This window comes from Pseudomonas sp. FG6, from assembly GCF_057809015.1.
On record NZ_JBMDJD010000016.1, the window covers coordinates 100,821 to 126,258 of the forward strand.

Here is a 25,438-nt window from a genome sequence, read left to right on the forward strand (position 1 = left end):
TCGCTCACCCTTCAATAGTCCGAAAACAACTGCATGTACACAGTCAATGACCGCGCGGTGCAGTCCAAAGTTCGTCGGCGCACCGAACCGGCACGCCTTGGACCCGTTCAATCGAGCATGCGCGTCCAATATGACAGGTAAACAACAGCCTTCGCTGAGATGATCAGGTCGAGACCCTCGGGGTTGAGGCCAGGCTCTGATCGGTACGACGCCAGCGCCGCCCGACGTCGATCCAGCCCCCCAGCAGACCGCGCAGTTGCCCGTCGGCCCCATAGAAAGGCACCGACCAGTGGTAGACCTGCCGCAGTCCGCCGCTGAACATCAGTTGACGGTCGACGAATCGCGACTGGCCGGTTCGCAACTGCTCCATCACTTCCCCATGCAGCAGTTGCGCGGTGGCCGCCGGAAACGCCACACATTCGTCCAGCCGCTTGCCCCGCAACTTCTCGAAACGGGTCGCAAATTGGTCTTCATAGCTTTTGTTGCACATGACCAGGCGCCCTTGCAGGTCACGGATGAAAATCGGATCGGGTACCGCGTCCATCAAGGCGTTCTGGAGCATCAACTGATCCTTGAGAACCGCTTCGGCCCTGAGACGCTGGTCGATCTGGACCTTCAGGCGGCGGTTCCACAGCAAGGACAGGAGGCCGAACAGCACGACCATTGTCACGCACCAGTAGCCCCAGCCAGACAGCCTTTCCCAGGTCGAGGGCGGCGGTTCCGGAAAAATACCGGCCATCCACTTGGAACGCAGCGCACGCATCTCTGCGGCCGGGAAGGCCTCCAGCGCCTTGTTCAAGATACTAAGCAGCGGGACCAGGTCTTGGCGCACCGCCAGGTAATCCGGCTCCCACAGGCCCTCAAGGCCTCTTCCTACCTGCAACTGTCCGGCAGGGTAAAGGTGCACACCGGTTTCATTTTCGATGGTGGCGTAGGCTTCGCGACTCTCCACCAGCGCACGCGCCTCACCAAGCGTCTTGGTCGTGCGCAACTCGATGGCCGGGTAGTCACGCCTGATCTGTGCCTCCAACGCATGCCGTGCCGGCAAGGCCAGGACCTTGCCTTCAAGCTGCTCCAGCGAGTGCAGGATCGACTCCCCGTCACGGCCGACGAATACCCAGCCGGAGCCGCCGAACGCATGGCTGAAACTCAGGAAATCCCGACGCTCCTCATTCATTGCCAACAGGGTCGTCATGTCGGCCTCGCCATTTTCCAGCATCGTCATCAACTCTGCGGGGGAGAACGACTCTCGATGCACGAACTCAAGGCCCGTCATTTGCGCAATGCGTTGGAGAATGTCGTGGTTCAACCCATTCCATTGCCCCAATTCATTCCTGAACAGGTACAACGGAAACTGCATCGTGGCCACGATGACGCGGGGGTTTTCCTTGATCCACTTGAGTTCCTGCGCGTCCAACACCAGCCGCTCGCCGGGATTGGCCGGTGGCGTTTCGAAAGCCGCCAATTGTGCCGCGTTGCACCCCTGCGCCCAATACATCAGGGCCATGCCCATTACCCAGCCCAGGGCTGGCTTGCCTTTGGTAAAAAACAACATCTGCATATCCTTCGAGATGACTCGCCCGCCCCTCCAAGGGCGACACCCGGCCAGTTTGGCATGCAGAAACAAGAAAGCCCGTCAGGAGACGGGCTTCAAAATGTGACAGCTTTCAGCGCTTAGAGAGGTTTGCCGCGGTTGCCATGCTGGCTGACAAAGGCCTGCACGGCCTTCAGGTCGTTAGGCAACACGGTGCAACGCTCGTCTCGCTCAAACAAATCAGAAAGATGTGCAGGGAGTTCAAGCGCTTTTCCTACGCCCGCTTTCTGCACCGCTTCCGGGAACTTGACCGGATGCGCCGTGCCCAGGATCACCATCGGGATGTCCAGGCTGCGACGGCATTCACGGGCGGCCCGGACACCGATCGCGGTGTGGGGGTCGAGCAACTCACCGCTCTGCCCGAACACCTCGGCGATGGTTTCGCACGTCTGCTCATCGTCCACGGCCAGGGAGTCGAACAGTTTGCGTGCTTCGGTCCAGCGCTCAGCCTCGACGCTGAAACCCCCGCCCTGGCGGAAGCTGTCCATCAGGCCGGCAATCGCCGCACCATTGCGACCGTGCAGGTCGAACAGCAGGCGCTCGAAGTTCGACGACACCATGATGTCCATCGACGGCGACAGCGTGGCGTGCAGGGTTTCCTTGACGTACTGGTTACCGCTCATGAAGCGGTGCAGGATGTCGTTGCGGTTGGTGGCGACGATCAACTGGTTGATCGGCAGCCCCATGTTGCGTGCCAGGTAACCGGCGAAGATGTCGCCGAAGTTGCCGGTCGGTACCGAGAACGCCACCGAACGGGCCGGGCCGCCCAGTTGCAGGGCCGCGTGGAAGTAGTAAACGATCTGGGCCATGATCCGCGCCCAGTTGATCGAGTTGACCGCCACCAGGCGAGTGCCCTTGAGGAAGCCCTGGTCGGCAAAGCTGGCCTTGACCATTTCCTGGCAGTCGTCGAAGTTGCCTTCGATGGCGATGTTGTGGATGTTATCGCCGAAAATCGTCGTCATCTGCCGGCGTTGCACTTCCGAGACGCGGTTATGCGGGTGCAGGATGAAGATGTCGACGTTTTCACAATGCTTGCAGCCTTCGATGGCAGCCGAACCGGTGTCGCCGGAGGTGGCACCGACGATCACCACGCGCTCGCCACGTTTTTGCAGCACGTAGTCCAGCAGGCGACCGAGCAGTTGCAGGGCAAAGTCCTTGAAGGCCAGGGTCGGGCCGTGGAACAGCTCCATGACCCACTCATTGCCGTTGAGCTGGCGCAGCGGGGCGATGGCGTTGTGGGAAAAGACGCCGTAGGTCTCTTCCAGGATCTTCTTGAAGTCGGCGTCCGGAATACTGCCGGTGACAAACGGGCGCATGACCCGGAAAGCCAGTTCGTGATACGGCAGGCCGGCCCAGGAGGCGATTTCTTCCTGGGTGAAGCGCGGCAGGTTCTCCGGCACGTAGAGGCCGCCGTCCGTGGCCAGGCCGGCCAGCAGGACATCTTCGAAATTCAGGGCCGGTGCCTGGCCGCGGGTGCTGATATAACGCATAGGGGCAAACCTTCGGTTTGAGCTGCGAGCTGTCAGCTACGAGCTGCAAGTAAACGCGGATCTGCTTTTACTTGCAGCTTGCAGCTTGCAGCTCGGAGCTGCTTAGTTCAAATGTTCGACGCGGATACGGACCACCGGGCCAACCACGCCCTGGAGCGCTTCCAGTGCAGCGATCGCATCATTGATGCGCTGTTCGACCACGCGGTGGGTCAGCAGGATCATTGGCACCAGGCCATCATGCTCCTCGACTTCCTTCTGCATGATCGACTCGATGTTGATGCCACGCTCCGACAGGATGCTCGCCACCTGGGCCAACACGCCTGGATGGTCCTTGGCCTGGATGCGCAGGTAGTAGGAGCTTTCGCACGCTTCGATCGGAAGAATCGGGTGAGCCGACAACGAATCCGGCTGGAACGCCAGGTGCGGCACACGGTTTTCCGGGTCGGAGGTCATGGCGCGAACCACGTCCACCAGGTCTGCCACTACCGAAGAAGCGGTCGGTTCCATGCCAGCGCCAGCGCCGTAGAACAGCGTCGAGCCAGAGGCATCGCCGTTGACCATCACCGCGTTCATCACGCCGTTGACGTTGGCGATCAGGCGATCGGCCGGGATCAGCGTCGGGTGCACGCGCAGTTCGATACCGCTGGCGGTGCTGCGCGCCACGCCCAAGTGCTTGATGCGATAGCCCAAGGCTTCGGCGTAGTTCACGTCAGCGGTGGTCAGCTTGGTGATGCCTTCGGTGTAGGCCTTGTCGAACTGCAACGGAATACCGAACGCGATGGATGCCAGGATCGTCAGCTTGTGCGCCGCGTCGATGCCTTCCACGTCGAACGTCGGATCGGCCTCGGCGTAGCCCAGGGCCTGGGCTTCGGCGAGCACGTCCTCGAACGTGCGACCTTTCTCGCGCATTTCGGTGAGGATGAAGTTGCCGGTGCCGTTGATGATCCCCGCCACCCAATTGATGCGGTTGGCCGACAGCCCTTCGCGGATCGCCTTGATCACCGGGATGCCACCGGCCACGGCGGCTTCGAAAGCCACGATCACACCCTTCTCGCGTGCCTTGGCGAAAATCTCATTACCGTGAACGGCGATGAGCGCCTTGTTCGCGGTGACCACATGCTTGCCATTCTCGATGGCCTTGAGTACCAACTCGCGGGCAACGGTATAGCCGCCCACCAGTTCTATGACGATGTCGATCTCAGGGTTCGTGGCCACTTCGAAGACATCGTTGGTAATCGCAATACCGGTCGTCTGGAACTGAGGCTTTGGCGTGCGCATGGCAATTTGTGCCACTTCGATCCCACGCCCGGCACGACGAGCAATTTCCTCGGCGTTGCGCTGAAGTACGTTGAAGGTGCCGCCACCGACGGTACCTAACCCACAGATGCCTACTTTGACCGGATTCACTCTTGACTCCCCATGAAACGGCCGACGCAAGGTCGGCCGTGAAATACAGCCGCGCAGCAACGCGACTTTGTGTTTAACGGCCCGACGAAGGTTTTCGCCGAGCCGTGATCTTCAGAAGCGGATCGCCCATGATCATTTCGCGCTCAAGGCCAGTTTGGCGACTTGTGGCGCCGGCTGATAGCCCGGAATCACCTGGCCGTCGGCCAAAACGATGGCCGGCGTGCCGTTCACGCCGATGGACTGGCCCAGGGCGAACTGCTTGGAAACCGGGTTATCGCACTTGGCGGCCTTGATTTCCTTGCCGTCGACCATCTTGTCCATGGCCGCTTTCTTGTCCTTGGAGCACCATACCGCCTGCAACTGCTCATCACCCGGCGAGCCCAGGCCCTGGCGCGGGAACGCAACATAGCGCACTTCGATGCCGCGCTTGTTCAGCTCAGGCACTTCGGCGTGCAGCTTGTGGCAATACGGGCAGGTGGTGTCGGTGAAGACAGTGATGTGGGACTTGGTTTCGCCAATCGCCGGGTAAACCACGGTCTCAGCGACCGGAATACCATTGATCAATTTGGAGATGCCCTGGCGCTCGGTCATTTCGGTGAGATTGACCGGCTTGCCGTCCTTGAGCTCGAACAGGTTGCCCTGGACGATGTACTGGCCGTCGGCGCTGGCGTACAGCACGCGGCTGCCCTTGAGCTTGACCTCATACAGGCCGGCCATGGGGCTGGCGGAGATGGCCTCGATCGGCACGTCGAGCTGAAGGGTCTCCAGGCTCTTGCGGATAGCCTTGTCGGCCGCGTCATCGGCGATGGCAAAGGTACTGGCCAGCGCAATGGCGGCGGCGGTGAACAACTGGATCAAACGCATGGGGACTCCTGTGGCGAACAAATGGGACGAGGAAACGCCGGGGTGCAGATTCGGCTTCCAACCGCCCACTGTGCAAACCGACAAAGCCTACCACATAAGGCTCGCGTGACCGAATGCCGCTGACGCACGACGTTGACGACACCTTCCAAGGGAGATTCTTGGTCCCAAACCGCCCCTGTGGCGAGGGAGCTTGCTCCCGCTGGCCTGCGGAGCAGGCCCTGTAGTTCTTCAGGTAAACCGCGTTGTCCGGTTACGACTGCTGCAGCCGAGCGGGAGCAAGCTCCCTCGCCACGGGTCAGGGTATCTGGGCCGCAGCCTTGCTCCTACAGGGGATTTCATTCAGCCGCGAGGGTGATGCTTGGCATGCAAGTCCTGCAGCCGCGCCCGGGCGACGTGGGTGTAGATCTGAGTGGTGGACAGGTCACTGTGGCCGAGCAGCATCTGCACCACTCGCAGGTCGGCGCCGTGGTTGAGCAGGTGGGTGGCGAAAGCGTGGCGCAAGGTGTGAGGCGACAGGGATTTTCCGATTCCCGCCACTTTGGCCTGGTGCTTGATGCGATGCCAGAAGGTCTGGCGGGTCATCTGCTCGCCGTTACGACTCGGGAACAGCACGTCGCTGGGACGCCCGCCCAGCAACTCATGACGGCCGTCGCGCAGGTAGCGCTCGACCCAGACGATCGCTTCCTCACCCATCGGCACCAGGCGTTCCTTGCTGCCTTTGCCCATCACCCGTAGCACGCCCTGGCGCAGGTTGACCTGTTCCAGGGTCAGGCTGATCAGCTCGGTGACACGCAGGCCGCAGGCGTACAGGACCTCCAGCATCGCCCGGTCGCGCTGGCCGATGGCTTCACTCAAGTCAGGCGCCTTCAGCAGCGCCTCCACATCGGCTTCCGACAGGGACTTGGGCAGCGGACGGCCCAGTTGCGGCATGTCCACACGCAAGGTCGGATCCACCGCGATCAGTTTTTCCCGCAGCAGATAGCGATAAAACCCACGTAAACCGGAGAGAAACCGCGCGGTCGAGCGTGGTTTGTAGTTCTGCTCCAGGCGCCACGCCAAGTGATCGAGGATCAACTCCCGCCCGGCATTGATCAACGCCAGATCCTTGTCCTGCAACCAACCGTTGAACAGCGCCAGGTCACTGCGATAGGCATCGCGGGTGTTGTCGGACAGCCCTTTCTCCAGCCACAAGGCGTCGAGGAACTGGTCTATCAGCGGGTGATCGATGGCTGGCATAGGCACTCATGCAGCGGGCAGGCAGCGCTGCTCCAGAAAGGTAGTGAAGGTACGCAGGGTGCTCAAAGAGCAAATTCCAGGCAACAAAAAAGCAGCCCGCAGGCTGCTTTTTTTGCATCGGAAGCTGGACTCAGGCCAGTTTTTCCTTGATGCGTGCTGCTTTACCGGACAGGTCGCGCAGGTAGTACAGCTTGGCTTTACGCACGTCACCGCGACGCTTCACAGCCATGCTGTCGATTTGCGGGCTGTAGGTCTGGAAAGTACGCTCTACGCCAACACCGTTGGAGATTTTACGAACGGTGAATGCACTGTTCACACCGCGGTTACGCTTGGCGATAACAACGCCTTCGAACGCTTGCAGACGCGAACGGTCGCCTTCCTTCACTTTCACCTGGACGACAATGGTGTCGCCTGGGGCAAAGGTAGGGATCTCTTTGGTCATCTGCTCTGCTTCGAGTGCAAGGATGATTTTGTTAGTCATGCTGTGCTCCTAAGGCAAGTCGTCGGACTTACCATCGATACGTTGTGAACTATCGTCCCGCTCGCGGATATATTCCTCGAGCAGCTTCTTCTCTTCTCCAGAAAGCGAGCGGCTTTCCAGAAGATCGGCGCGTCGTTCATAGGTCCGACCAAGGGACTGCTGTAAACGCCAACGCCGGATGTGCGCGTGGTTGCCACTTAGCAACACGTCGGGAACACGCTGATCCGCATACACCTCCGGTCGGGTGTAATGCGGGCAATCCAGCAGACCATCCGTAAAGGAATCTTCCTCGGCGGAATCCGCATGCCCTAAAGCTCCAGGCAGCAGTCGTGTAACCGCATCGATCAGGACCATCGCCGGCAGCTCGCCGCCAGACAGTACATAGTCGCCAATCGACCACTCTTCATCGACATGAGCTTCAATGAAACGCTCGTCAATGCCTTCATAACGGCCGGCAATCAGGATCAATGCATCCGAATTCGCCAGCTCGCGTACCGCCGACTGAGTCAGCTGGCGGCCTTGGGGCGACAGGTAAATCACCTTCGCACCCTCCCCGGCTGCCGTCCTGGCCTGAACCAGCGCATCTTCCAGGGGCTTGATCTTCATCACCATGCCCGGACCACCGCCAAACGGGCGATCGTCCACAGTGTGATGTCGATCCGTGGTGTAGTCCCGCGGATTCCAACAGGTCAGCTGCAACAGCTCCTGTTTCACCGCGCGGCTGGTTATGCCGTACTCGCTGATGGCGGAAAACATCTCGGGAAACAACGTGATGACTTCAACGCGCAGATTAGCCACGTTCAGAAATCCGCATCCCATTCCACCTTCATCTCGCCTGCTGCAAGGTCGACGGCCAACACGCATTGCTCGGTATAGGGCAACAGGCGTTCGCGATCATCCAGGCTGCCGACGCAAGGCTTTACCACCATGACATCGTTCGAACCGGTCTCGAGCAGGTGATCGATCTTCCCGAGCAATTGCCCGAGGTGGTCGATGACCTTCAGACCTACCAGCTGGTACCAGTAGTACTCGCCGTCGGTCAGTTCAGGGAACAGGTTGCGCGGCACGCAGATCTCATAACCGGCCAGAAGACGCGCTTCTTCACGATCATCGAGACCCTTGAGCTTTGCGACCAGGAACTTTTCATTCCCGCGTCCGCTGACCAGCTCAACCTGCTTCACGCTGCCTTCGCGCTTGAGCGTCCAGGCTTTGTAGTCCAACAGGTTCTTGATCGGATCAGTAAAGGAATACACCTTCACTTCGCCGCGAACGCCATGTACAGAGTAGATTTTGCCGATAACGATCAGATCATCAGCATCTTTTGGCGTCGCGTTCATATTGCTCAGGCCGCAGCCTTAGCCGATTCCTTCAACAACTGAGCAACGCGCTCAGAAGGTTGTGCACCAACGCTCAGCCAGTAGGCAACGCGCTCTTGGTTCACGGACAGACGAACTTCCTGACCACGTGCGATCGGGTTGAAGAAACCAACCTGTTCTTTGTGGGAACCGTCACGCGGGTTGCGGCTGTCGGTTACGGTCAGGTGGTAAAACGGGCGCTTTTTGGAGCCGCCAAGGGCAAGACGGATTGTTAGCATGTGAACATCGTTCCTGTAGTCGGTGCTGCAAATCTAAATGCACAGCGGGCATGGGTGCCCGAAAGGCCGCATATTCTAAGGAATATCCGGACTTTTGCAAATGACTTTTTCCGGCGCCCGGCGCCGTGCGATCAAGATTTGCCATAGGGCCGTCATGAAAAACGGCAGGTCAGCTCCCGTGCAGCACGGGTTTGCTGGAGATCCCCGCATCCATGCAGGGCAACGCCGACATGATAGCCGGCGCAGATTCTTTACATTTTCGGCATGCCGCCACCGGGCAACATACCGCCCATGCCGCGCATCATCTTGGCCATCCCGCCCTTGGCGGAGAATTTCTTCATCATCTTCTGCATCTGCTTGTGCTGCTTGATCAAGCGACCGATGTCCTGCACCTGCGTGCCCGAACCCAGTGCGATGCGGCGCTTGCGCGAGCCGCTGATCAGCTCGGGGTCGCGGCGCTCGGCCGGGGTCATGGAGTTGATGATGGCCTCCATCTGCTTGAACTGCTTTTCAGCCGCATTCTGGGCATTGCCCATCTGTGCCAGGTTCACGCCACCGATGCTCGGCAGTTTGTCCATGAGGCCGCCAAGGCCGCCCATGTTCTTCATTTGTTGCAGCTGGTCGCGAAAATCCTCGAGATCGAAGCCCTTGCCCTTCTTCAGCTTCTTGGCCAGTTTGTCGGCCTTTTCCTTGTCGAGGGTCTGCTCGGCCTGTTCGATCAGGCTGAGCACGTCGCCCATGCCCAGGATCCGCGAAGCGATACGCTCGGGATGGAACGGTTCGAGCGCTTCGCTCTTCTCGCCCATACCGATGAACTTGATCGGCTTGCCAGTGATGGCGCGCACCGACAGCGCGGCACCGCCACGGGCATCGCCGTCGACCTTGGTCAGGATCACACCGGTCAGCGGCAGCGCATCGCCAAACGCCTTGGCGGTGTTGGCGGCGTCCTGGCCGGTCATAGCGTCGACCACGAACAGGGTCTCCACCGGATTGACCGCGGCATGCAGCGCCTTGATCTCGCCCATCATCTCTTCATCGATGTGCAGGCGACCGGCGGTATCGACGATGACCACGTCAATGAACTTGAGCTTCGCTTCCTTGATTGCCGCCTGGGCGATGTCCACCGGCTTCTGGCTCAGGTCGGACGGGAAGAAGGTCACGCCGATATCGTTGGCCAGGGTTTCCAGCTGCTTGATCGCCGCCGGACGGTAGACGTCCGCGGACACCACCATCACCGACTTCTTCTTGCGCTCTTTGAGCAAGCGCGCCAGCTTGCCGGCCGTGGTGGTCTTGCCCGCACCTTGCAGACCGGCCATCAGCACCACCGCTGGCGGCACGGCGCTGAGGTTGAGGTCTTCGTTGGCCGCGCCCATCAGGCTTTCGAGTTCGGCCTGGACGATCTTCACGAACGCCTGGCCTGGCGTCAGGCTGCGCGACACTTCGGTGCCGACGGCGCGTTCCTTGACCGAGTTGACGAAGTCCTTGACCACCGGCAGGGCGACGTCGGCTTCGAGCAACGCCATGCGCACTTCGCGCAGGGTGTCTTTGATGTTGTCCTCGGTCAGTTTCGCCTTGCCGGTGACATGGCGCAGCGTCTGCGAGAGACGGTCGGTTAGGTTTTCAAACATGCGCGATCCTTTCAGGCCCAGGTGAGGCCGGGAGAGTGGCGGCCCGGACCGTATAAAAATGTGCTCGGCGAGCCTGCGGCGTGGGCAGGTCGCGGATTATAGCGAAGAAGCGTGCAACGTACACCTCGCCGCGGTCTTTCGTGCGGAGGGGGTTCTATGCCAAACTCAGCGCCTTTCGGGCCTGCCTAACTGGACTTATGCTCCCCTTGCCACCCAGCTTGCTTATTACTCTCGCCGCCGCTTGTCTTTATGCCGCTGCGACCCTCTATCAAGGCACACGCCTGGCCACCGGCGCCAAGGCGAACAAACGCCTGCTGGTCACGCTTGGCGTGCTGGCAGTGCTCGGCCACGCGGCCAGCCTTTATACCCACTTGATGACGCCGATCGGCCTGGGCCTGGATTTCTTCAACGCTGCCAGCCTGATCGCCGTCGCCGTGATCGCCCTGACACTGCTGGCCTGCTCGCGCATCCCGGTGGAGAACCTGCTGGTGCTGCTGTTCCCCTTGGGGATGGCCACGGCCCTGCTGGCGCAGTTCGCGCCGTCGGGCACGGTGCAGGTCATCGACGAGGAGCCGGGCATCCTCGCCCACATCCTGCTGTCGATCCTGGCCTACGGCCTGTTCACCATCGCGGTGTTCCAAGCCTTGCTGCTACTGGTGCAGGACCACCAGCTCAAGCACAAGCACCCGTCCGGGCTGATCCGCAATTTCCCACCGCTGCAAACCATGGAAAGCCTGCTGTTCGGCTTCCTCTGGGCCGGTTGGACCCTGCTCTCGCTGTCATTGATCTCCGGCTGGCTGTTCGTCGAGAACCTGTTCGCCCAGCACCTGGTGCACAAGACCCTGCTGGCCTGCCTGGCGTGGGTGGTGTTCAGCGTGCTGCTGTGGGGCCGCAACCACCTTGGCTGGCGTGGCCACAAAGCCATCCGCTGGACCCTGGCCGGTTTCTGCCTGCTGATGCTGGCGTACTTCGGCAGCAAGCTGGTCCGCGAATACATCCTGCATGTCTGACGGACGGCCCTGATGGATACGTTGCCCGTGGGGCCGCTGCTGGCTGTATTGGTGGTACTGATCCTCTGGTCGGCGCTGTTCACGGCCATCGAAGCCGCCCGGCAACACCTGTTGGCCCAACGCAAGGCCTCGCGCGCCAACGACAAACCGTTGGCGAAACTGGCATTCCCCCTGGTCAGCCTGATCCTGTGCAACACCCTCTGCCGCGCCATGGCAGTGGTGATCGGCACCTTGCTGTCGATCTTTGTCTGGCTGGAAAACGGCCCGTGGGTGGCCTGGCTCGGCACCAGCGCCGCGTTATTGATCTTCGCCGACTACCTGCCGCGCACCCTGGCGACCCGCCAGCCCGATGCGGTTCTGGCATTGGGCAACGCCTTGCTCGGAGTGCCCCTGAAGATCCTCTACCCCGTCGCCTGGCTACTCAACGGCATCAGTCAATTGTTGCAGCGTCCCTTTGCCCGCAAGGCCAGGGTGATCCTGCCGAGCGACGACGAAATGCCCACCCCACCGCGCAGCGAGCAGGAACCGGAGCACAGCACGGGTCGGCCGCAGCCGGTTTCCGGCATCCATGCCCTGGACAACATCACCGTCAACGACATCCTCGTACCCCGCAGCGAGGTGGATGGCATCAACCTCGATGACCCGATCGGTGAGATCATCGAGCAATTGCGCCTGAACCGGCGCACCCGCCTGCCGGTATTCCACAGCGACATCAACCAGGTGGAAGCGGTACTCAACACCCGCCAGGTCCGCCACCTGCTGGCGGACGCAAGCCTGACCAAGGAAGCGCTGCTGGCGGCGTCCCACGATCCCTATTTCGTGCCCGAAAGCACCCCCCTGCAGTTGCAACTGCTGAATTTCCACAAGCAGCAGCGGCGCCTGGGCATGGTCGTGGACGAATACGGCGAAGTGCTGGGCATTGTCACCCTGGAAGACATCCTGGAAGAAATCGTTGGGGAATTCGAAAGCGAACACGCCCTCGACAATCCCCATGTCCATCCCCAACCCGACGGACGCCTGATGATCGATGGCGCAGCGTCGATCCGCGAGCTGAACAGGACCCTGGGCTGGCACCTGCCCTGCGACGGCCCCAAGACCCTCAACGGCCTGGTGACCGAAGCGCTGGAAACCATCCCCGAAAGCCCGGTATGCCTGAAAATCGGCCGCTATCGGCTGGAGATCATCGAGACCGTGGACAACCGCGTCAGCCAGGTGCTGGTGTGGCATAACAGTTCGGTGCCCACGGCTTCCTAGCATACACAACGCCCTGTGGGAGCAAGGCTTGCCCGCGATGGCCGCACCACGATGCAACAGTTGGAACCGCGTCATCGTTCATCGCGGGCAAGCCTTGCTCCCACAGTTGGATCCCATAGTGCCCTTGCACCAGCACAACGCAGCAACATAGCCTCGTTCGACCATAATAATTCGCTCCAACGGAGCACATGACTGTCAGGGATAACTGCATGACGACCACGACCTGTAACGAGGCTGTGACTGCCCAGCCAACAAACTCCGCCACCCGGGTGGCGACCGCGAGCTTCATTGGCACGGCCATCGAGTTCTACGACTTCTATGTCTACGCAACCGCAGCGGCCCTGGTGATCGGGCCGGTGTTCTTCCCGCAAACCTCCGGCACGGCACAGATGCTGTCGTCCTTCCTGACCTTCGGCATCGCCTTCCTCGCCCGCCCGCTGGGCTCGGCCCTGTTCGGGCATTTCGGCGACCGGATCGGGCGCAAGTCCACACTGGTGGCCTCGCTGCTGCTGATGGGTGTGTGCACCACCCTGATCGGCGTGCTGCCCGGCTACGCCAGCATTGGTGCCTGGGCGCCGGTCCTGTTGTGCCTCCTGCGTTTCGGCCAGGGGCTCGGGCTGGGTGGGGAATGGGGCGGCGCGGCCTTGCTCGCCACGGAAAACGCTCCCAAAGGCAAGCGCGCCTGGTATGGCATGTTTCCCCAGTTGGGGCCGTCCATCGGCTTCCTCGCCGCCAACGGACTGTTCCTGACCCTGGCCATGAGCCTGGATGACGAGCAATTCCGCGCCTGGGGCTGGCGGATTCCGTTCCTGCTCAGCGCCGTGCTGGTGATCGTCGGTCTCTATGTACGCCTCAAGCTCCATGAAACCCCGATATTCGCCACGGCCCTGGCGCGCCAGGAACAGGTAAAGATCCCGCTGGTCGCGCTGTTCAGCCAATACTGGGCACCGACATTACTGGGCGCGGCGGCGATGGTGGTGTGCTACGCACTGTTCTACATCTCGACGGTATTTTCCCTGAGCTATGGCGTGGCCACCCTCGGCTATAGCCGCGAGACCTTCCTCGGCCTGCTGTGCTTCGCCGTGCTGTTCATGGCCGCCGCTACGCCATTGTCGGCCTGGGCCAGCGATCGTTTCGGACGCAAGCCGGTGCTGATCGTCGGGGGTGTGTTGGCGATTGCTTCGGGTTTTGCCATGGAACCGCTGTTGACCCAAGGTTCGACCGCCGGCGTGGCGCTGTTTCTGTGCATCGAGTTGTTCCTGATGGGGGTGACCTTCGCCCCCATGGGCGCCCTGTTGCCAGAGTTGTTCCCTACCCATGTGCGCTATACCGGCGCCTCGGCGGCCTACAACCTGGGGGGCATCGTCGGAGCCTCGGCCGCGCCGTTCTTTGCGCAGAAACTGGTGGCGATGGGCGGGCTGGGCTACGTCGGCGGTTATGTCTCCGGGGCAGCGGTACTCAGCGTGATCGCCGTGCTGTGCCTGAAGGAAACGCGGCATAACGATCTGAATAAAGTCGCCTGAAATCCACAGGCTTATATGGCGAGGTGGGCACTGCGCACCCAAGCGGGAGCAAGCTCCCTCGCCACGACAAGCACTCCGCCAGGGGAATCTGTCACAAAGCTGAACAACGCTCCAGGAAATAGCGGCTGACAATTACCCGCCATTGAAACCGCCACCCACCTGCCCCATCTAAGTCCCATACCCCATTGCGCAGGTGCCCCATGAGCGACCAGCACTCTACTGAAGCCGCGAACGAATACGCCGACTCCGAACACATCGAACACACCGCCTCCGGCACCGGCCTGGCCCTGCCCGGCCAGAACCTGCCGGACAAGGTCTACATCATTCCCATCCACAATCGCCCGTTCTTCCCGGCCCAGGTGCTGCCGGTCATCGTCAATGAAGAGCCGTGGGCCGAAACCCTGGAATTGGTGGCCAAGTCCGAACACCATTCCCTGGCGCTGTTTTTCATGGACACGCCCCAGGAAGACCCGCGTCATTTCGACACCTCGGCATTGCCGCTGTACGGCACGCTGGTCAAGGTGCATCACGCCAGTCGCGAAGGCGGCAAGTTGCAGTTCGTTGCCCAGGGTCTGACCCGCGTGCGCATCCGCACCTGGCTCAAGCACCATCGCCCGCCCTACCTGGTGGAAGTCGAATACCCGCACCAGCCGAGTGAGCCGACCGACGAGGTCAAGGCCTACGGCATGGCGCTGATCAACGCGATCAAGGAACTGCTGCCGCTCAACCCGCTGTACAGCGAAGAACTGAAGAACTACCTCAACCGCTTCAGCCCCAACGACCCGTCGCCGTTGACCGACTTCGCCGCGGCGCTCACCTCCGCAACAGGCAACGAGTTGCAGGAAGTGCTCGACTGCGTGCCCATGCTCAAGCGCATGGAGAAAGTGCTGCCGATGCTGCGCAAGGAAGTCGAGGTGGCGCGGCTGCAAAAAGAGATTTCCGCCGAGGTCAACAACAAGATCGGCGAACATCAGCGCGAATTTTTCCTCAAGGAGCAGCTCAAGGTCATCCAGCAGGAACTGGGCCTGACCAAGGACGACCGCAGCGCCGACCTCGAACAGTTCGAACAGCGACTGGAAGGCAAAGTGCTGTCGGCCCAGGCACAAAAGCGCATCGAAGAGGAAATGAACAAGCTCTCGATCCTGGAAACCGGCTCGCCGGAGTACGCCGTCACCCGCAATTACCTGGACTGGGCGACCTCGGTGCCGTGGGGCGTGTACGGCCAGGACAAGCTCGACCTCAAGCACGCACGCAAGGTGCTCGACCAGCACCACGCCGGCCTGGGTGATATCAAGGAGCGCATCCTCGAGTTCCTCGCCGTCGGTGCGTACAAGGGCGAGATCAGCGGCTCCATCGTGCTGCTGGTGGGCCCGCCTGGCGTGGGCAAGACCAGTGTCGGCAAATCCATCGCCGAGTCCCTCGGGCGGCCGTTCTATCGCTTCAGCGTCGGTGGCATGCGCGACGAGGCCGAGATCAAGGGGCACCGGCGCACCTACATCGGCGCCCAGCCGGGCAAGCTGGTGCAGGCGCTCAAGGACGTCGAAGTGATGAACCCGGTGATCATGCTCGACGAGATCGACAAGATGGGCCAGAGCTACCAGGGCGACCCCGCCTCGGCCTTGCTCGAAACCCTTGATCCGGAACAGAACGTCGAATTTCTCGACCACTATCTGGACTTGCGCCTGGACCTGTCGAAAGTGCTCTTCGTATGCACCGCCAACACCCTGGACTCGATTCCCGGCCCCCTGCTGGACCGGATGGAAGTGATTCGCCTGTCGGGTTATATCACCGAGGAAAAAGTGGCCATCGCCAAGCGCCACTTGTGGCCCAAGCAACTGGCCAAGGCCGGCGTCGCCAAGGCCAGCCTGAGCATCAGCGACAGTGCCCTCAAGGTCCTGATCGATGGTTATGCCCGCGAGGCCGGGGTACGCCAGCTGGAGAAACAACTGGGCAAACTGGTGCGCAAGGCGGTGATGAAGCTGATCGACGAGCCTGACGCCGTGATCAAGCTCGGCCCGAAAGACCTCGAAGCCTCCCTGGGCAAACCGGTGTTCCGTAACGAACAGGTACTGTCCGGCGTCGGCGTGATCACCGGCCTGGCCTGGACCAGCATGGGCGGCGCGACCCTGCCGATCGAGGCGACGCGCATCCACACGCTCAATCGCGGCTTCAAGCTCACCGGCCAGTTGGGCGAGGTCATGAAGGAATCGGCGGAAATCGCCCACAGCTACGTCAGCTCGCACCTGAAGCAGTTCGGTGGTGATCCGAAATTCTTCGACGAAGCCTTCGTCCACCTGCATGTACCCGAAGGCGCCACGCCCAAGGACGGCCCGAGCGCCGGGGTGACCATGGCCAGCGCCTTGCTGTCCCTGGCCCGCAACCAGCCGCCGAAAAAAGGCGTGGCGATGACCGGTGAGCTGACCTTGACCGGGCACGTCCTGCCGATCGGCGGGGTGCGAGAGAAAGTCATCGCGGCGCGCCGGCAGAAAATCTTCGAACTGATCCTGCCGGAAGCCAACCGAGGCAACTTCGAGGAATTGCCGGACTACCTCAAGGAAGGCGTCACGGTGCACTTCGCCAAGCGGTTCGCAGATGTGGCGAAGGTGTTGTTCTGATGGTCCTGTAGCGCCTGTACGAGCCCCATCGCGGGCAAGCCTTGCTGCCACAGTTGGTGTGGATCACAAATGCTGTGAACGCCACAACGCCACTGTGGGAGCAAGGCTTGCCCGCGACAGCATCATCAGTGACAACACATCCCCATCTGACACACCCTGTAGCATCTTCGGTTATGCTCCCCGTTCGTCGTGAATGCCGGAGCCATTGCCTTATGACCCCTACCCGCCTGCTCGTCCCCCTGAGCCTCGCCCTGTTGACCGCCTGCGCGACGCAGCCAAGACACAACGTGACCGTGGAAGAGCTGGACCAGTGCCCGGTACGGCTCGACAACGGGCAAAACCTGACCCTGAGTTTGCCGAGCAACCCCACCACCGGTTATCGCTGGGCGATCCAGGATTCGGCCGGCGGCGTGCTGAAATCCTTGGGCCCTGAGGTGTACCGCAACCCGGAAGACGCCGGCATCGTTGGCGCCGCCGGCGTGTCGACCTGGCGTTTCCAGGCGTTCAGCACCGGCACCGGTCGCTTGCGCCTGACCTATCAACAACCCTGGGCCCCCGAAGTGCCGCCGGTAGAAACCTTTGACTGCGCCATCGCGGTGAATTGATCCGGAGAACGATGTGGGAGCAAGCTCGCTCCCACAGGTTTTTTGGTTAAAATGCCGGCCTTTTCACCACCCATCCCGCTGGAACCGCCGTGAGCAAAGAGCCCGACCGCCTATTCGCCCAACCCTTGGCCCAAGTGCCGGACTTCGCCTTCAACGAAGACGTGGTGCGGGTGTTCCCGGACATGATCAAGCGTTCGGTGCCGGGTTACCCGACCATCGTCGAAAACCTCGGCGTGCTCGCCGCGCAATTCGCCCAGCCGGGCAGCGTGCTCTATGACCTGGGCGCGTCGCTGGGTGCCGTGACCCAGGCGCTGCGTCGCCATGTGCGCACTGACGGTTGCCGCGTGATTGCGGTGGATAACTCGGCGGCCATGGTCGAGCGCTGCCGCGAATACCTCAACGGCCAGGACTCGATGTTCCAAGAGCTGTTGCCGGTGGAGGTGATCGAGGGCGACATCCTGGCCCTGGAATTCCAACCCGCCTCGGTGGTGGCGCTGAACTTCACCCTGCAATTCATCGCACCCGACCAGCGCACCGCATTGTTGAGCCGCATCCGCCAATCCCTGCTGCCCGGTGGCGCGTTGATCCTTTCGGAGAAGCTGCGCTTCAACGATGCCGAGGAACACGCCCTGCTCACCGACCTGCATGTGGCGTTCAAGCGCGCCAACGGCTACAGCGAACTGGAAATTGCCCAGAAACGCAGCGCCATCGAAAACGTCATGAAGCCCGACAGCCTCGAAGAACATCGCGAACGCCTGCTGGCTGCCGGGTTCTCGAAAGTCGTGCCGTGGTTCCAATGCCTGAACTTTGCCTCGTTGATTGCCCTGCCATGATCGATCTGTCTCCCCTCGCCCGCCGCTTGGCCGGTACCCCGCTGGCCGATTGGGCCAAGACGCTGCAAGCGCAGCTCGACATCAAAATGGAAAAGGGTCATGGCGACCTGGAGCGCTGGCAAAGCGCGCTCGATGCCTTGCCGGTGCTGCAACCGAGTGAGATCGACCTGCTGAACGGCCTGACACTCGACACCGATTGTTCCGACGAAACCCGCGCCCAGATGCGTACAGCACTGATGGGCCTGTCGCCATGGCGAAAAGGCCCCTTCGACCTGTTTGGCGTGCACGTGGACACCGAATGGCGCTCGGACTGGAAGTGGTCGCGCGTGGCGCCGCACCTGGATCTCAAAGGCAAGCGCATCCTCGACGTGGGCTGTGGCAATGGCTACTACATGTGGCGGATGCTCGGCGCCGGGGCCGACACGGTGATCGGCGTCGACCCCAACTGGCTGTTCTTCTGCCAGTTCCAGGCGGTGCAGCGCTACCTCTCGCAACCCAACGCCTGGCACCTGCCGTTTCCCTTCGAAGACCTGCCAGCGGACCTCGAAGGCTTCGATACGGTGTTTTCCATGGGCGTGTTCTATCATCGCCGCTCACCGATCGAGCATTTGCTGGCCCTCAAGGACTGCCTGGTCAAGGGCGGTGAACTGGTGCTGGAAACCCTGGTGATCGAGGGTGACGAACATCAGGTGCTGGTGCCCGAAGACCGCTACGCACAGATGCGCAACGTCTGGTTCCTGCCCTCGGTCCCGGCCCTGGAGCGCTGGCTGCGCCGCGCCGGGTTCAGCGACGTGCGCTGCGTGGACGTGAGCCTGACAACGGTAGAAGAACAACGCAGTACAGAGTGGATGAAGTACCAGTCGCTGAGCGACTTCCTCGACCCCGCCGACCACAGCAAGACCATCGAAGGCCTGCCGGCGCCGATGCGGGCGGTGATTGTGGCGCGTAAATAAGCCATTCAAAGCTTGTGCTAGTCATTGTGGCGAGGGAGCTTGCTCCCGCTCGGCTGCGAAGCAGTCGTAAAACCTGCCAACCGGTTTTTCCTGACACACCGTGTTGAATGGTTTAGGGACTGCTGCGCAGCCCAGCGGGAGCAAGCTCCCTCGCCACAGGGTTATGTGTTTAACCCTGCGATTTGGCTCTGCGGGCCTTGAAGAACTCGCTCAGAATCGTGCTGCATTCCTCAGCCAGCACCCCGCCCTCGAACATCACCCGATGATTCAAGAAGCCCTGGCTGAAAAACTGCCCCTGGCTCTGCACAATGCCGGCCTTGGGTTCCAGGGCACCGTAGACGACCCGGGCGATGCGCGAGTGGACGATGAGGCCGGCGCACATGCTGCACGGTTCCAGCGTCACGTACAGCGTGCTGCCGGGCAGACGATAGTTGCTCACCGCTTGGGCAGCGGCGCGGATGGCGACCATTTCCGCGTGGGCGCTGGGGTCGTGGCCGCTGATCGGACAATTGAAGCCACGTCCGATGATCTCGCCGTCCTGTACCAGCACCGCGCCCACCGGCACCTCACCCAGGGCCGCGCCTTGTGCGGCGAGGGCCAGGGCTTCGCGCATGAAGTCCTGGTCACGGCTGCGATCGATGATGCGGGCGGGACGAATCTGACGCATCACGCCACCTCGATGGCGGCCATCAAGCCGGTTTCCATGTGGTCGATCACATGGCAATGGAACATCCACACGCCCGGGTTATCCGCCACCAGCGCCACCTGGGCCCGCTCGTTCTTGCCCAGCAGGTAGGTGTCAGTGAAGTACGGCACGACCTTGTGCCGATTCGACGCAATCACTTTGAAGCTCATGCCATGCAGATGGATCGGATGCTGGTACTGGGTCATGTTCTTCAATTCGAAAATGTAGCTCTGGCCTTTCTTCAGCGTGGCAATCGGTCGGTCCGCGCAGGTCTTGTCGGTGATGTCCCAGGCCTTGCCGTTGATTTGCCACAGGCTTGGCGGCTTGCCGTTGTCCACGTTCACCGACACCGAACCGACCCATTCGAAATTGAAGTTGAGTTTCTCGGCATTGGCCAGGTCCGGCTCGGACACCGGGTTGGCCGGCAACGCGGGCGGCCATGAGGTCGGCGCGTCATTATTGGGTACAGAGCGCAGAGTACCCAGGCGCACCGGGCCATTGCGTAGCGACAGCTCTTCCCCGGCCGCTGGCGCCTTGATCGCCAGGCAGATGCGCATGCCCGGACCGAGCCAGTACTCCTTGCCCAGCGGGCGGGGTTCGACGGGGTTGCCGTCCAACGCGTAGATCTGCGCCTCGACGCCGGGGATATTGATCCGATAAGTCAGGGTGTTGTCCAGGTTGAGCAGGCGTATACGGCTGATCTGCCCGGCTGGCAGGTCGATCACCGCCTCCGGTACGCCGTTGATGGTCGCCAGCCGCCCGGCCGTCCCGCCACGCGCGGCTTCACGAGGGATACTGAACTCCACGAACTGGCCCTGCTCGTCCACATGCCAGCTCTTGAGGCTCAGGGTCTGCTCGTACTTGAAACCGGTGGGCTCGCGCTCCTCGACAATCAACGGCCCCACCAGCCCGCGCCCGAGCTCCTCACTGCTGTTGACGTGAGGGTGATACCAATAGCTGCCGGCGTCCGGCACGCGGAATTTGTAATCGAAATATTCACCGGGCAGCACCGGCAACTGCGAGACATACGGCACGCCGTCCATCTCCAGCGGCAAGCGGATCCCGTGCCAGTGAATGGTGGTGGCGACCGGCAGGTGATTGATGAAGCGCACCCGCAGCCACTCCCCCTGACGTACCCGCAACTCGGTACCCGGCGCCGACGGACCGAAGGCCCAGGCCTGGGTCTTGTGCCCGGCCACCAATTCCACGTCCAGAGGCGCTGCGATCAACTCATAGTCGTGACCCGCGCTGGCATCCGCCCGCTTGCCCAGCCAATACCGCGAAGCGCCTCCTGCACCCACACCAACGACAACAAGACCGGCCAGGCCACCGAGTATTTGGCGACGGGTAAAGGACATGAACGTGACTACCTCTTGAATCCGCAGCGAACCGTGGGGCCCGCAAAAAGCGAATACGATACACCCGCAGATGAGAAACGGTAAGGGCTGCAAAAATGAAAAAAAACCTATGGAAGTGACCCACAGGTTTTTGGCTATGCAGTAAGGATCAAGGGGGCGACGAATAGGCTTTGTCAGCGCGCGGCGTAAGGAACGCCAACGCGGCCGCAACGATGAACAGTGCAGGCACATCGCCAAGCAAGTGACCGAAATGCCGCGTCCCGTCCATATCGATGCCAAAAGACTGCACCGCCATGATCAAGCCATGCACGACGCTCGACCACACCGTGAACCAGATCAGGCTCAGGTGCTTCATCGGATCGCGGGATGCCTTCAGTAGGAACACGCCAAGCGTTGCGTAGATGCCGACGATCATCAGCGGATAGTCGGAATGACCGCTGTGCCACGTCCAGCCGGACGGCCAGAAGATCATCAACGGCCAGATAGCGAACAGTGCGATCAGGCCGACCACGATCAGGACGATGCGCAGGGCGGCGAGTTTTTGAGTGTCGTTCATGGCGAACTCCTTATTGCGACGTGTTTGTCACCGCAATGGGTGCCAGGAGTATAGGACGCCTATTTGCCGTCAGTCGCCTGGACAGTGGGCCGTGTCCGCTCCTGTCAGCCGTGTTCGAAGCCTGGACTTCTGTTGCCGGAATTCCACTTCAGCGGCTCTCACCCAACCAAAGCCTCCAACTCTTTGAAAGCCATGCCAGGTAACCGTCGGCCCTCTTTGGCCACATTGACCCGCAAGGCCACCTGGGCCACATCCAACACACTCTTGGTAAGCGAATAGTTGCCCCTGGCCTGCAACCAACTCAAAACATCCGCCAAGTGCCAGATAGAGGCACTTCCCTCGTGCACCGGCGTTGGGAAGCTGCTTGGGTGAGCCAACATCAACTTGCGCATGTTTTGCCGAGACACACCTACGATCTCAGCCACGTCGGTCAGCCCAACCAGATCAGGAGCCACCTCGATCAATTTGGCCGACGGCACCGCGCGCCGGACGTCGTCCAGCGCACTGAGCACCGCCGAGCTTGCGTCAGACGCCTCGCGGGTGAACTCAAGCGCCAGCCGCCCCGGCTGCCCGATGCCTACCAGTGCATCGTCACAGCCTGCCTCGCCCAGCCGCTCGACCAGTTCATCCGGAACACGGTCATCGTCAGCGAGCTGATATTTCAAGGTAAAGGTAAATTCCATTGTTCTACTCCTTAGCGTCGTAATCCGCATCGCGCCGATGGCGATGCGTCGAGCAATTGTCCACAACACGTCGCAACGCTCGCGCATGGTTGCCAGGGTTCTTCGGCGTGCTCCATATCGACGTGATGCAGAACTCGCCACAACGGCAGTCCACGTCTTTGTACGGGCAGTAAACCCGCCCCCAAGCGTGACCGCCGCCGACGTCTATGCGCCATCCCCGCCCTTCGGCATGCCTGAGCGCTTCTTCTATTTCCTTCTTCGGGTGCGTTGGACGAATCATCCGTGATCTCCAGTATTCGCATGAGTGGCAAAGTTGTCAAATGACAACCTTATTTTCTTCTTTCAACAGTGGCACCCTGGCAACGTCTCGAAAAAAGGAAAACGAGGTGGCATCGACCACTCTTCATAGGCCCTGCCGGTGAATTACCCATGGGCCGTGCCGCCCGATGATAAGCATTCCCGGTTTGCTCCAAGGCGGAAAATCGTAGCGAAAGATGACGCACTGCCCTCCAGCACCGTCGCGGTCTGTGGTTGCAGTTGAAGCTGAAGAATCTCTGGAAATGACCGGTAAAAAAAAACAGAAAGCCCTGTGGATGTTATCCACAGGGCTTTCTGTTCAAGGCAGGCGCCGGAGCCAACAGTGACCGTCAGCTTGCCGGACTGCGTGCCATGACGATCCACGCCGCGCCGTCGATCATCACTGATCGCTCGCCGGGAAGCCCCGCGAAGGCGGCACGAACCGCAGCCGTGGCACGGGCACGAATGTGGTCGGGCTGATCGGCAAGCACTTGCGACAGCGGGCCAACCTCAAGCGTCATCCTCACGGCGTCGTCGAGCGCAGCATCCCGCGTCTCTCCCTCGCCGAACGCGACAGAAGCATCGAAGGGCGTGATAGCGATATCGCCGAAGCCGGCTGCCGTCAGGATGCGCGCCACGCGCTCGCGGTCGCCGAATGAAAATGGCCCAGGCGCTTCGGGATCAGGCAGCGCACTCAGCGGGACGATGCCTTTGAGCGCGGCCATCGGTAGGCGCACCCAATCGTTTTCCGCCGCACCGCGCCAACAGACAAAAGCGACCCGCCCACGCGGCTTGAGCGCTCGGCGCATATGCGCGAACGCGGCTGTCGGATCGTCAAAAAACATCACCCCAAAACGCGAGAACAGGATGTCGAACGCGCCCTCAGGCAGCTCGGCGCTACTGGCATCGGCCAGCTGGAACAAGACTGGGGAATCCTGTGTCGCCAGCGTGCGCGCTCGACTGATCAGCAGTTCGGATATGTCCACGCCCAGTACCTGGCCCTCAGGCCCTATAAGGGCGGCCAGTGCCAGACTCGACGCACCCGCGCCGCAGCCGACGTCCAGCACGCGCTCGCCCGTCGCGGGGGCGACGGCTTCGATCGCGGCCTGGCCAAACACCGCCACCAAGGCATCGAGTCGGGCCTGGTTGGCGACCCAACGCTCCCCGCTTTGGCTATTCCAGCCGGCGACCTGATCAGCATTTTTCTCTGCCATGACATCTCCCCGTTTCAATTCGTTCTCAACCATTGATGCGGCACGATCCAATCGTCGCCACTTGCGGAGTCAGGCCGTGCAGAAACCGGGGACGGCGACCCTCTGGAACAGGTGCGGGCTGGCGACGACGGATGAGGGATAGGCCGAAAGCTTCCCGACGAACTCGGGATCAGCGAAGGCGGTGCGAACCGTCTCGGTGGATTCCCACACCACATAGTTCAGGTAAGTCGGACTGTCGCCGAGCGCTCGATGCAGTTGCATGGAAATGAAGCCTGGTTGCTTCGTTATGATCTCGGCAGCCGCCTTGAAAGCGTCCAGGGAGCCCACTTCGTCGGCGGCATCAACCATGAAGATGTTGATGAGCACGACAGGCGCGGCCGCGATACTGAGCTGGCGGTTAAACGGAAATTTCTCGTCCAGGGGTTTGAATGGTTTTGCGGCGACCATGGTGGCGCTCCTGTCTATTGTGAAATTGAAACTGGCGTATTCGATGCGGCACGCACTCAAGCCAGCATGGACTGTTGGGCGCAGATACCCGCCATCGCCCCCTGCCAGGAGGCCGCAGTCGCCGAGGGCATGCCTGGGTTAGCGAGGTCACCGGCGGCATAGATGCCCGGCATGCTGGTTTCGCGCCGCTCATCGACCTTGAGGGCGATCCCCTGGGGCGTGTCGACCGTGGCGAGGCCCAACGCTTCATGCAAACGGGCGGACGGCTTATTGCGCGGGTGCGCGAACAGGATGTCGACCGCAACATTGAGCCCAGTATCGAGTTTGACGATGGCGTTATGGCTCTGTTGATGGTCAATTTCGCTGATCCGCCCATCGACGACAGTGTTACCGCGTTGCGCTATATCCGCCCGGATGTCAGATGGAATGTCGTGACCATCCGTGAAGACCGTCAGCGTGTCGGTCCAGTCGTGGTAAAGCCTGACGTAGTTGTGCGACATAGAGCCGGACCAGACGAGCCCCCAATGCCTGCCAGCAACTTCAAAGCCGTCGCAATAGGGACAAGGCACGATGGAGGAGCCCCAGCCTTCGGCAAAGCCGGGTACCTCAGGCATCTGGTCGGCAACGCCATAGCTCAGGATCAGGCGGCGCGCCCTGAGGGTTTCGCCAGCGTCGGTGAGAACGGAGAAATCGTCGCTGGCACCAGAGAGACTCTCGGCCCGAGCACTGACCAATTTGATCGTTGGATAGCGCGCTAGCTGCTGCCGCGCGTCGGCCAGGATGTCCTGCGGTGGCTTGTGATCGTGACCGAGCACACCATGCGAGTGATCCGCGAAGCGATTGCGCGGCAGGCCGGTATCGAGAACAGTGACTCTGCGACGAGCGCGCCCGAGTTGCAGAGCGGCGGCCAGGCCAGCAAAGCTGCCGCCGATGATGATGACGTCATTCATGGTGATGGGCTCTGTTCTGTCGATGAGGAGTTGGGCCTGGCGGAGAATGCGCCTGGGCGAAGCCGTTGGCGGAAAGCGCGGTCATCTTCAACAGGGATCGTCACTTCAGGGACATTTCCTGGTTTCGGAGGTCGACGCGTTATCGTCATGCGACACGCGCC

25 protein-coding genes are annotated in these 25,438 nt (G+C 61.3%); 7 read left to right on the top strand and 18 right to left on the bottom strand.

Annotation, left to right across the window (positions count from 1 at the left end):
* Nucleotides 1-163 precede the first annotated feature (163 nt).
* The 10 genes from ACODSJ_RS12940 to ffh form a co-directional block, all read right to left on the bottom strand.
* On the bottom strand, nucleotides 164-1,555 hold the full coding sequence (locus tag ACODSJ_RS12940; RefSeq protein WP_489102097.1) for a transporter substrate-binding domain-containing protein: 1,392 nt from the start codon (nucleotides 1,553-1,555) through the stop codon (nucleotides 164-166).
* Nucleotides 1,556-1,674: 119 nt separating this feature from the next.
* Nucleotides 1,675-3,084, bottom strand: coding sequence for a threonine synthase (thrC, locus tag ACODSJ_RS12945; protein WP_489102098.1), 1,410 nt, complete (start codon nucleotides 3,082-3,084; stop codon nucleotides 1,675-1,677).
* 102 nt (nucleotides 3,085-3,186) lie between these two features.
* Nucleotides 3,187-4,491 carry a homoserine dehydrogenase gene (locus tag ACODSJ_RS12950; protein ID WP_215005380.1) on the bottom strand — a complete coding sequence of 435 codons (1,305 nt, stop codon included), beginning with the start codon at nucleotides 4,489-4,491 and terminating at the stop codon, nucleotides 3,187-3,189.
* Nucleotides 4,492-4,623: 132 nt separating this feature from the next.
* Nucleotides 4,624-5,355 (bottom strand): bifunctional protein-disulfide isomerase/oxidoreductase DsbC, encoded by a 732-nt coding sequence (gene dsbC / locus ACODSJ_RS12955; protein ID WP_489102099.1) that lies wholly within the window; start codon nucleotides 5,353-5,355, stop codon nucleotides 4,624-4,626.
* A 339-nt stretch (nucleotides 5,356-5,694) separates the two neighbouring features.
* A complete protein-coding gene (gene xerD, locus ACODSJ_RS12960) occupies nucleotides 5,695-6,591 on the bottom strand; it encodes a site-specific tyrosine recombinase XerD (RefSeq protein ID WP_489102100.1) in 897 nt (298 codons plus the stop codon).
* Nucleotides 6,592-6,721: 130 nt separating this feature from the next.
* Complete coding sequence (rplS, locus tag ACODSJ_RS12965) at nucleotides 6,722-7,072, bottom strand: 50S ribosomal protein L19 (protein ID WP_003175895.1); 351 nt, start codon at nucleotides 7,070-7,072, stop codon at nucleotides 6,722-6,724.
* Between the two features lie 9 nt (nucleotides 7,073-7,081).
* Complete coding sequence (gene trmD, locus ACODSJ_RS12970; protein WP_171061421.1) at nucleotides 7,082-7,891, bottom strand: tRNA (guanosine(37)-N1)-methyltransferase TrmD; 810 nt, start codon at nucleotides 7,889-7,891, stop codon at nucleotides 7,082-7,084.
* Nucleotides 7,873-8,409, bottom strand: a complete 537-nt coding sequence (rimM, locus tag ACODSJ_RS12975; RefSeq protein WP_489102101.1) for a ribosome maturation factor RimM — start codon at nucleotides 8,407-8,409, stop codon at nucleotides 7,873-7,875. The genes trmD and rimM overlap by 19 nt, the downstream gene beginning before the upstream one ends.
* A gap of 5 nt (nucleotides 8,410-8,414) precedes the next feature.
* Nucleotides 8,415-8,666, bottom strand: a complete 252-nt coding sequence (rpsP, locus tag ACODSJ_RS12980; RefSeq protein ID WP_007927680.1) for a 30S ribosomal protein S16 — start codon at nucleotides 8,664-8,666, stop codon at nucleotides 8,415-8,417.
* A gap of 251 nt (nucleotides 8,667-8,917) precedes the next feature.
* The gene (gene ffh, locus ACODSJ_RS12985) at nucleotides 8,918-10,294 is read right to left on the bottom strand and encodes a signal recognition particle protein (protein ID WP_489102102.1); all 1,377 of its coding nucleotides are present in this window, start codon (nucleotides 10,292-10,294) and stop codon (nucleotides 8,918-8,920) included.
* Between the two features lie 197 nt (nucleotides 10,295-10,491).
* Between ffh and ACODSJ_RS12990 the strand changes: the two genes are divergently transcribed.
* The 7 genes from ACODSJ_RS12990 to cmoB all read left to right on the top strand — a co-directional run bounded on the left by ACODSJ_RS12990 (nucleotide 10,492) and on the right by cmoB (nucleotide 19,087).
* Nucleotides 10,492-11,304, top strand: coding sequence for a cytochrome C assembly family protein (locus ACODSJ_RS12990; protein ID WP_489102103.1), 813 nt, complete (start codon nucleotides 10,492-10,494; stop codon nucleotides 11,302-11,304).
* A 12-nt stretch (nucleotides 11,305-11,316) separates the two neighbouring features.
* The gene (locus tag ACODSJ_RS12995; protein WP_489102104.1) at nucleotides 11,317-12,558 is read left to right on the top strand and encodes a transporter associated domain-containing protein; all 1,242 of its coding nucleotides are present in this window, start codon (nucleotides 11,317-11,319) and stop codon (nucleotides 12,556-12,558) included.
* Between the two features lie 209 nt (nucleotides 12,559-12,767).
* Nucleotides 12,768-14,081: an MFS transporter gene (locus tag ACODSJ_RS13000; protein ID WP_489102105.1), complete on the top strand. Its 1,314-nt coding sequence runs from the start codon at nucleotides 12,768-12,770 to the stop codon at nucleotides 14,079-14,081.
* A gap of 200 nt (nucleotides 14,082-14,281) precedes the next feature.
* Nucleotides 14,282-16,696, top strand: a complete 2,415-nt coding sequence (gene lon, locus ACODSJ_RS13005) for an endopeptidase La (RefSeq protein WP_489102106.1) — start codon at nucleotides 14,282-14,284, stop codon at nucleotides 16,694-16,696.
* A 212-nt stretch (nucleotides 16,697-16,908) separates the two neighbouring features.
* Nucleotides 16,909-17,301: a protease inhibitor I42 family protein gene (locus ACODSJ_RS13010; RefSeq protein WP_489102107.1), complete on the top strand. Its 393-nt coding sequence runs from the start codon at nucleotides 16,909-16,911 to the stop codon at nucleotides 17,299-17,301.
* Between the two features lie 89 nt (nucleotides 17,302-17,390).
* Nucleotides 17,391-18,134 (top strand): carboxy-S-adenosyl-L-methionine synthase CmoA, encoded by a 744-nt coding sequence (cmoA, locus tag ACODSJ_RS13015; protein WP_260956431.1) that lies wholly within the window; start codon nucleotides 17,391-17,393, stop codon nucleotides 18,132-18,134.
* Complete coding sequence (gene cmoB, locus ACODSJ_RS13020) at nucleotides 18,131-19,087, top strand: tRNA 5-methoxyuridine(34)/uridine 5-oxyacetic acid(34) synthase CmoB (RefSeq protein ID WP_489102108.1); 957 nt, start codon at nucleotides 18,131-18,133, stop codon at nucleotides 19,085-19,087. The genes cmoA and cmoB overlap by 4 nt, the downstream gene beginning before the upstream one ends.
* A 169-nt stretch (nucleotides 19,088-19,256) precedes the next feature.
* Here the strand turns inward: cmoB and tadA are convergent, their stop codons facing one another.
* The 8 genes from tadA to ACODSJ_RS13060 all read right to left on the bottom strand — a co-directional run bounded on the left by tadA (nucleotide 19,257) and on the right by ACODSJ_RS13060 (nucleotide 25,277).
* On the bottom strand, nucleotides 19,257-19,754 hold the full coding sequence (gene tadA, locus ACODSJ_RS13025) for a tRNA adenosine(34) deaminase TadA (protein ID WP_489102109.1): 498 nt from the start codon (nucleotides 19,752-19,754) through the stop codon (nucleotides 19,257-19,259).
* A complete protein-coding gene (locus ACODSJ_RS13030) occupies nucleotides 19,754-21,130 on the bottom strand; it encodes a multicopper oxidase family protein (RefSeq protein WP_489102110.1) in 1,377 nt (458 codons plus the stop codon). The genes tadA and ACODSJ_RS13030 overlap by 1 nt, the downstream gene beginning before the upstream one ends.
* A 148-nt stretch (nucleotides 21,131-21,278) precedes the next feature.
* Nucleotides 21,279-21,686 (bottom strand): DUF6632 domain-containing protein, encoded by a 408-nt coding sequence (locus tag ACODSJ_RS13035; RefSeq protein WP_489102111.1) that lies wholly within the window; start codon nucleotides 21,684-21,686, stop codon nucleotides 21,279-21,281.
* 158 nt (nucleotides 21,687-21,844) lie between these two features.
* Complete coding sequence (locus ACODSJ_RS13040; protein ID WP_489102112.1) at nucleotides 21,845-22,369, bottom strand: helix-turn-helix transcriptional regulator; 525 nt, start codon at nucleotides 22,367-22,369, stop codon at nucleotides 21,845-21,847.
* A gap of 4 nt (nucleotides 22,370-22,373) precedes the next feature.
* A complete protein-coding gene (locus tag ACODSJ_RS13045) occupies nucleotides 22,374-22,649 on the bottom strand; it encodes a hypothetical protein (protein ID WP_489102113.1) in 276 nt (91 codons plus the stop codon).
* Between the two features lie 367 nt (nucleotides 22,650-23,016).
* Entirely contained in the window at nucleotides 23,017-23,913 is an 897-nt protein-coding gene (locus ACODSJ_RS13050; protein WP_489102114.1) for a class I SAM-dependent methyltransferase, read from the bottom strand.
* Between the two features lie 36 nt (nucleotides 23,914-23,949).
* Nucleotides 23,950-24,327 (bottom strand): antibiotic biosynthesis monooxygenase family protein, encoded by a 378-nt coding sequence (locus ACODSJ_RS13055; RefSeq protein ID WP_489102115.1) that lies wholly within the window; start codon nucleotides 24,325-24,327, stop codon nucleotides 23,950-23,952.
* 56 nt (nucleotides 24,328-24,383) lie between these two features.
* Nucleotides 24,384-25,277, bottom strand: a complete 894-nt coding sequence (locus tag ACODSJ_RS13060; protein ID WP_489102116.1) for an NAD(P)/FAD-dependent oxidoreductase — start codon at nucleotides 25,275-25,277, stop codon at nucleotides 24,384-24,386.
* Nucleotides 25,278-25,438: the final 161 nt, after the last annotated feature.

What these genes read in the sequence shown, in the direction of transcription:
- ACODSJ_RS12940 (WP_489102097.1), bottom strand. Translation starts at nt 1,555, where the DNA reads ATGTTGTTTTTTACCAAAGGCAAGCCAGCCCTGGGCTGGGTAATGGGC.
- thrC (WP_489102098.1), bottom strand. Translation starts at nt 3,084, where the DNA reads ATGCGTTATATCAGCACCCGCGGCCAGGCACCGGCCCTGAATTTCGAA.
- dsbC (WP_489102099.1), bottom strand. Translation starts at nt 5,355, where the DNA reads ATGCGTTTGATCCAGTTGTTCACCGCCGCCGCCATTGCGCTGGCCAGT.
- xerD (WP_489102100.1), bottom strand. Translation starts at nt 6,591, where the DNA reads ATGCCAGCCATCGATCACCCGCTGATAGACCAGTTCCTCGACGCCTTG.
- rplS (WP_003175895.1), bottom strand. Translation starts at nt 7,072, where the DNA reads ATGACTAACAAAATCATCCTTGCACTCGAAGCAGAGCAGATGACCAAA.
- trmD (WP_171061421.1), bottom strand. Translation starts at nt 7,891, where the DNA reads ATGGGATGCGGATTTCTGAACGTGGCTAATCTGCGCGTTGAAGTCATC.
- rimM (WP_489102101.1), bottom strand. Translation starts at nt 8,409, where the DNA reads ATGAACGCGACGCCAAAAGATGCTGATGATCTGATCGTTATCGGCAAA.
- rpsP (WP_007927680.1), bottom strand. Translation starts at nt 8,666, where the DNA reads ATGCTAACAATCCGTCTTGCCCTTGGCGGCTCCAAAAAGCGCCCGTTT.
- ffh (WP_489102102.1), bottom strand. Translation starts at nt 10,294, where the DNA reads ATGTTTGAAAACCTAACCGACCGTCTCTCGCAGACGCTGCGCCATGTC.
- ACODSJ_RS12990 (WP_489102103.1), top strand. Translation starts at nt 10,492, where the DNA reads ATGCTCCCCTTGCCACCCAGCTTGCTTATTACTCTCGCCGCCGCTTGT.
- ACODSJ_RS12995 (WP_489102104.1), top strand. Translation starts at nt 11,317, where the DNA reads ATGGATACGTTGCCCGTGGGGCCGCTGCTGGCTGTATTGGTGGTACTG.
- ACODSJ_RS13000 (WP_489102105.1), top strand. Translation starts at nt 12,768, where the DNA reads ATGACGACCACGACCTGTAACGAGGCTGTGACTGCCCAGCCAACAAAC.
- lon (WP_489102106.1), top strand. Translation starts at nt 14,282, where the DNA reads ATGAGCGACCAGCACTCTACTGAAGCCGCGAACGAATACGCCGACTCC.
- ACODSJ_RS13010 (WP_489102107.1), top strand. Translation starts at nt 16,909, where the DNA reads ATGACCCCTACCCGCCTGCTCGTCCCCCTGAGCCTCGCCCTGTTGACC.
- cmoB (WP_489102108.1), top strand. Translation starts at nt 18,131, where the DNA reads ATGATCGATCTGTCTCCCCTCGCCCGCCGCTTGGCCGGTACCCCGCTG.
- tadA (WP_489102109.1), bottom strand. Translation starts at nt 19,754, where the DNA reads ATGCGTCAGATTCGTCCCGCCCGCATCATCGATCGCAGCCGTGACCAG.
- ACODSJ_RS13030 (WP_489102110.1), bottom strand. Translation starts at nt 21,130, where the DNA reads ATGTCCTTTACCCGTCGCCAAATACTCGGTGGCCTGGCCGGTCTTGTT.
- ACODSJ_RS13035 (WP_489102111.1), bottom strand. Translation starts at nt 21,686, where the DNA reads ATGAACGACACTCAAAAACTCGCCGCCCTGCGCATCGTCCTGATCGTG.
- ACODSJ_RS13040 (WP_489102112.1), bottom strand. Translation starts at nt 22,369, where the DNA reads ATGGAATTTACCTTTACCTTGAAATATCAGCTCGCTGACGATGACCGT.
- ACODSJ_RS13045 (WP_489102113.1), bottom strand. Translation starts at nt 22,649, where the DNA reads ATGATTCGTCCAACGCACCCGAAGAAGGAAATAGAAGAAGCGCTCAGG.
- ACODSJ_RS13050 (WP_489102114.1), bottom strand. Translation starts at nt 23,913, where the DNA reads ATGGTTGAGAACGAATTGAAACGGGGAGATGTCATGGCAGAGAAAAAT.
- ACODSJ_RS13055 (WP_489102115.1), bottom strand. Translation starts at nt 24,327, where the DNA reads ATGGTCGCCGCAAAACCATTCAAACCCCTGGACGAGAAATTTCCGTTT.
- ACODSJ_RS13060 (WP_489102116.1), bottom strand. Translation starts at nt 25,277, where the DNA reads ATGAATGACGTCATCATCATCGGCGGCAGCTTTGCTGGCCTGGCCGCC.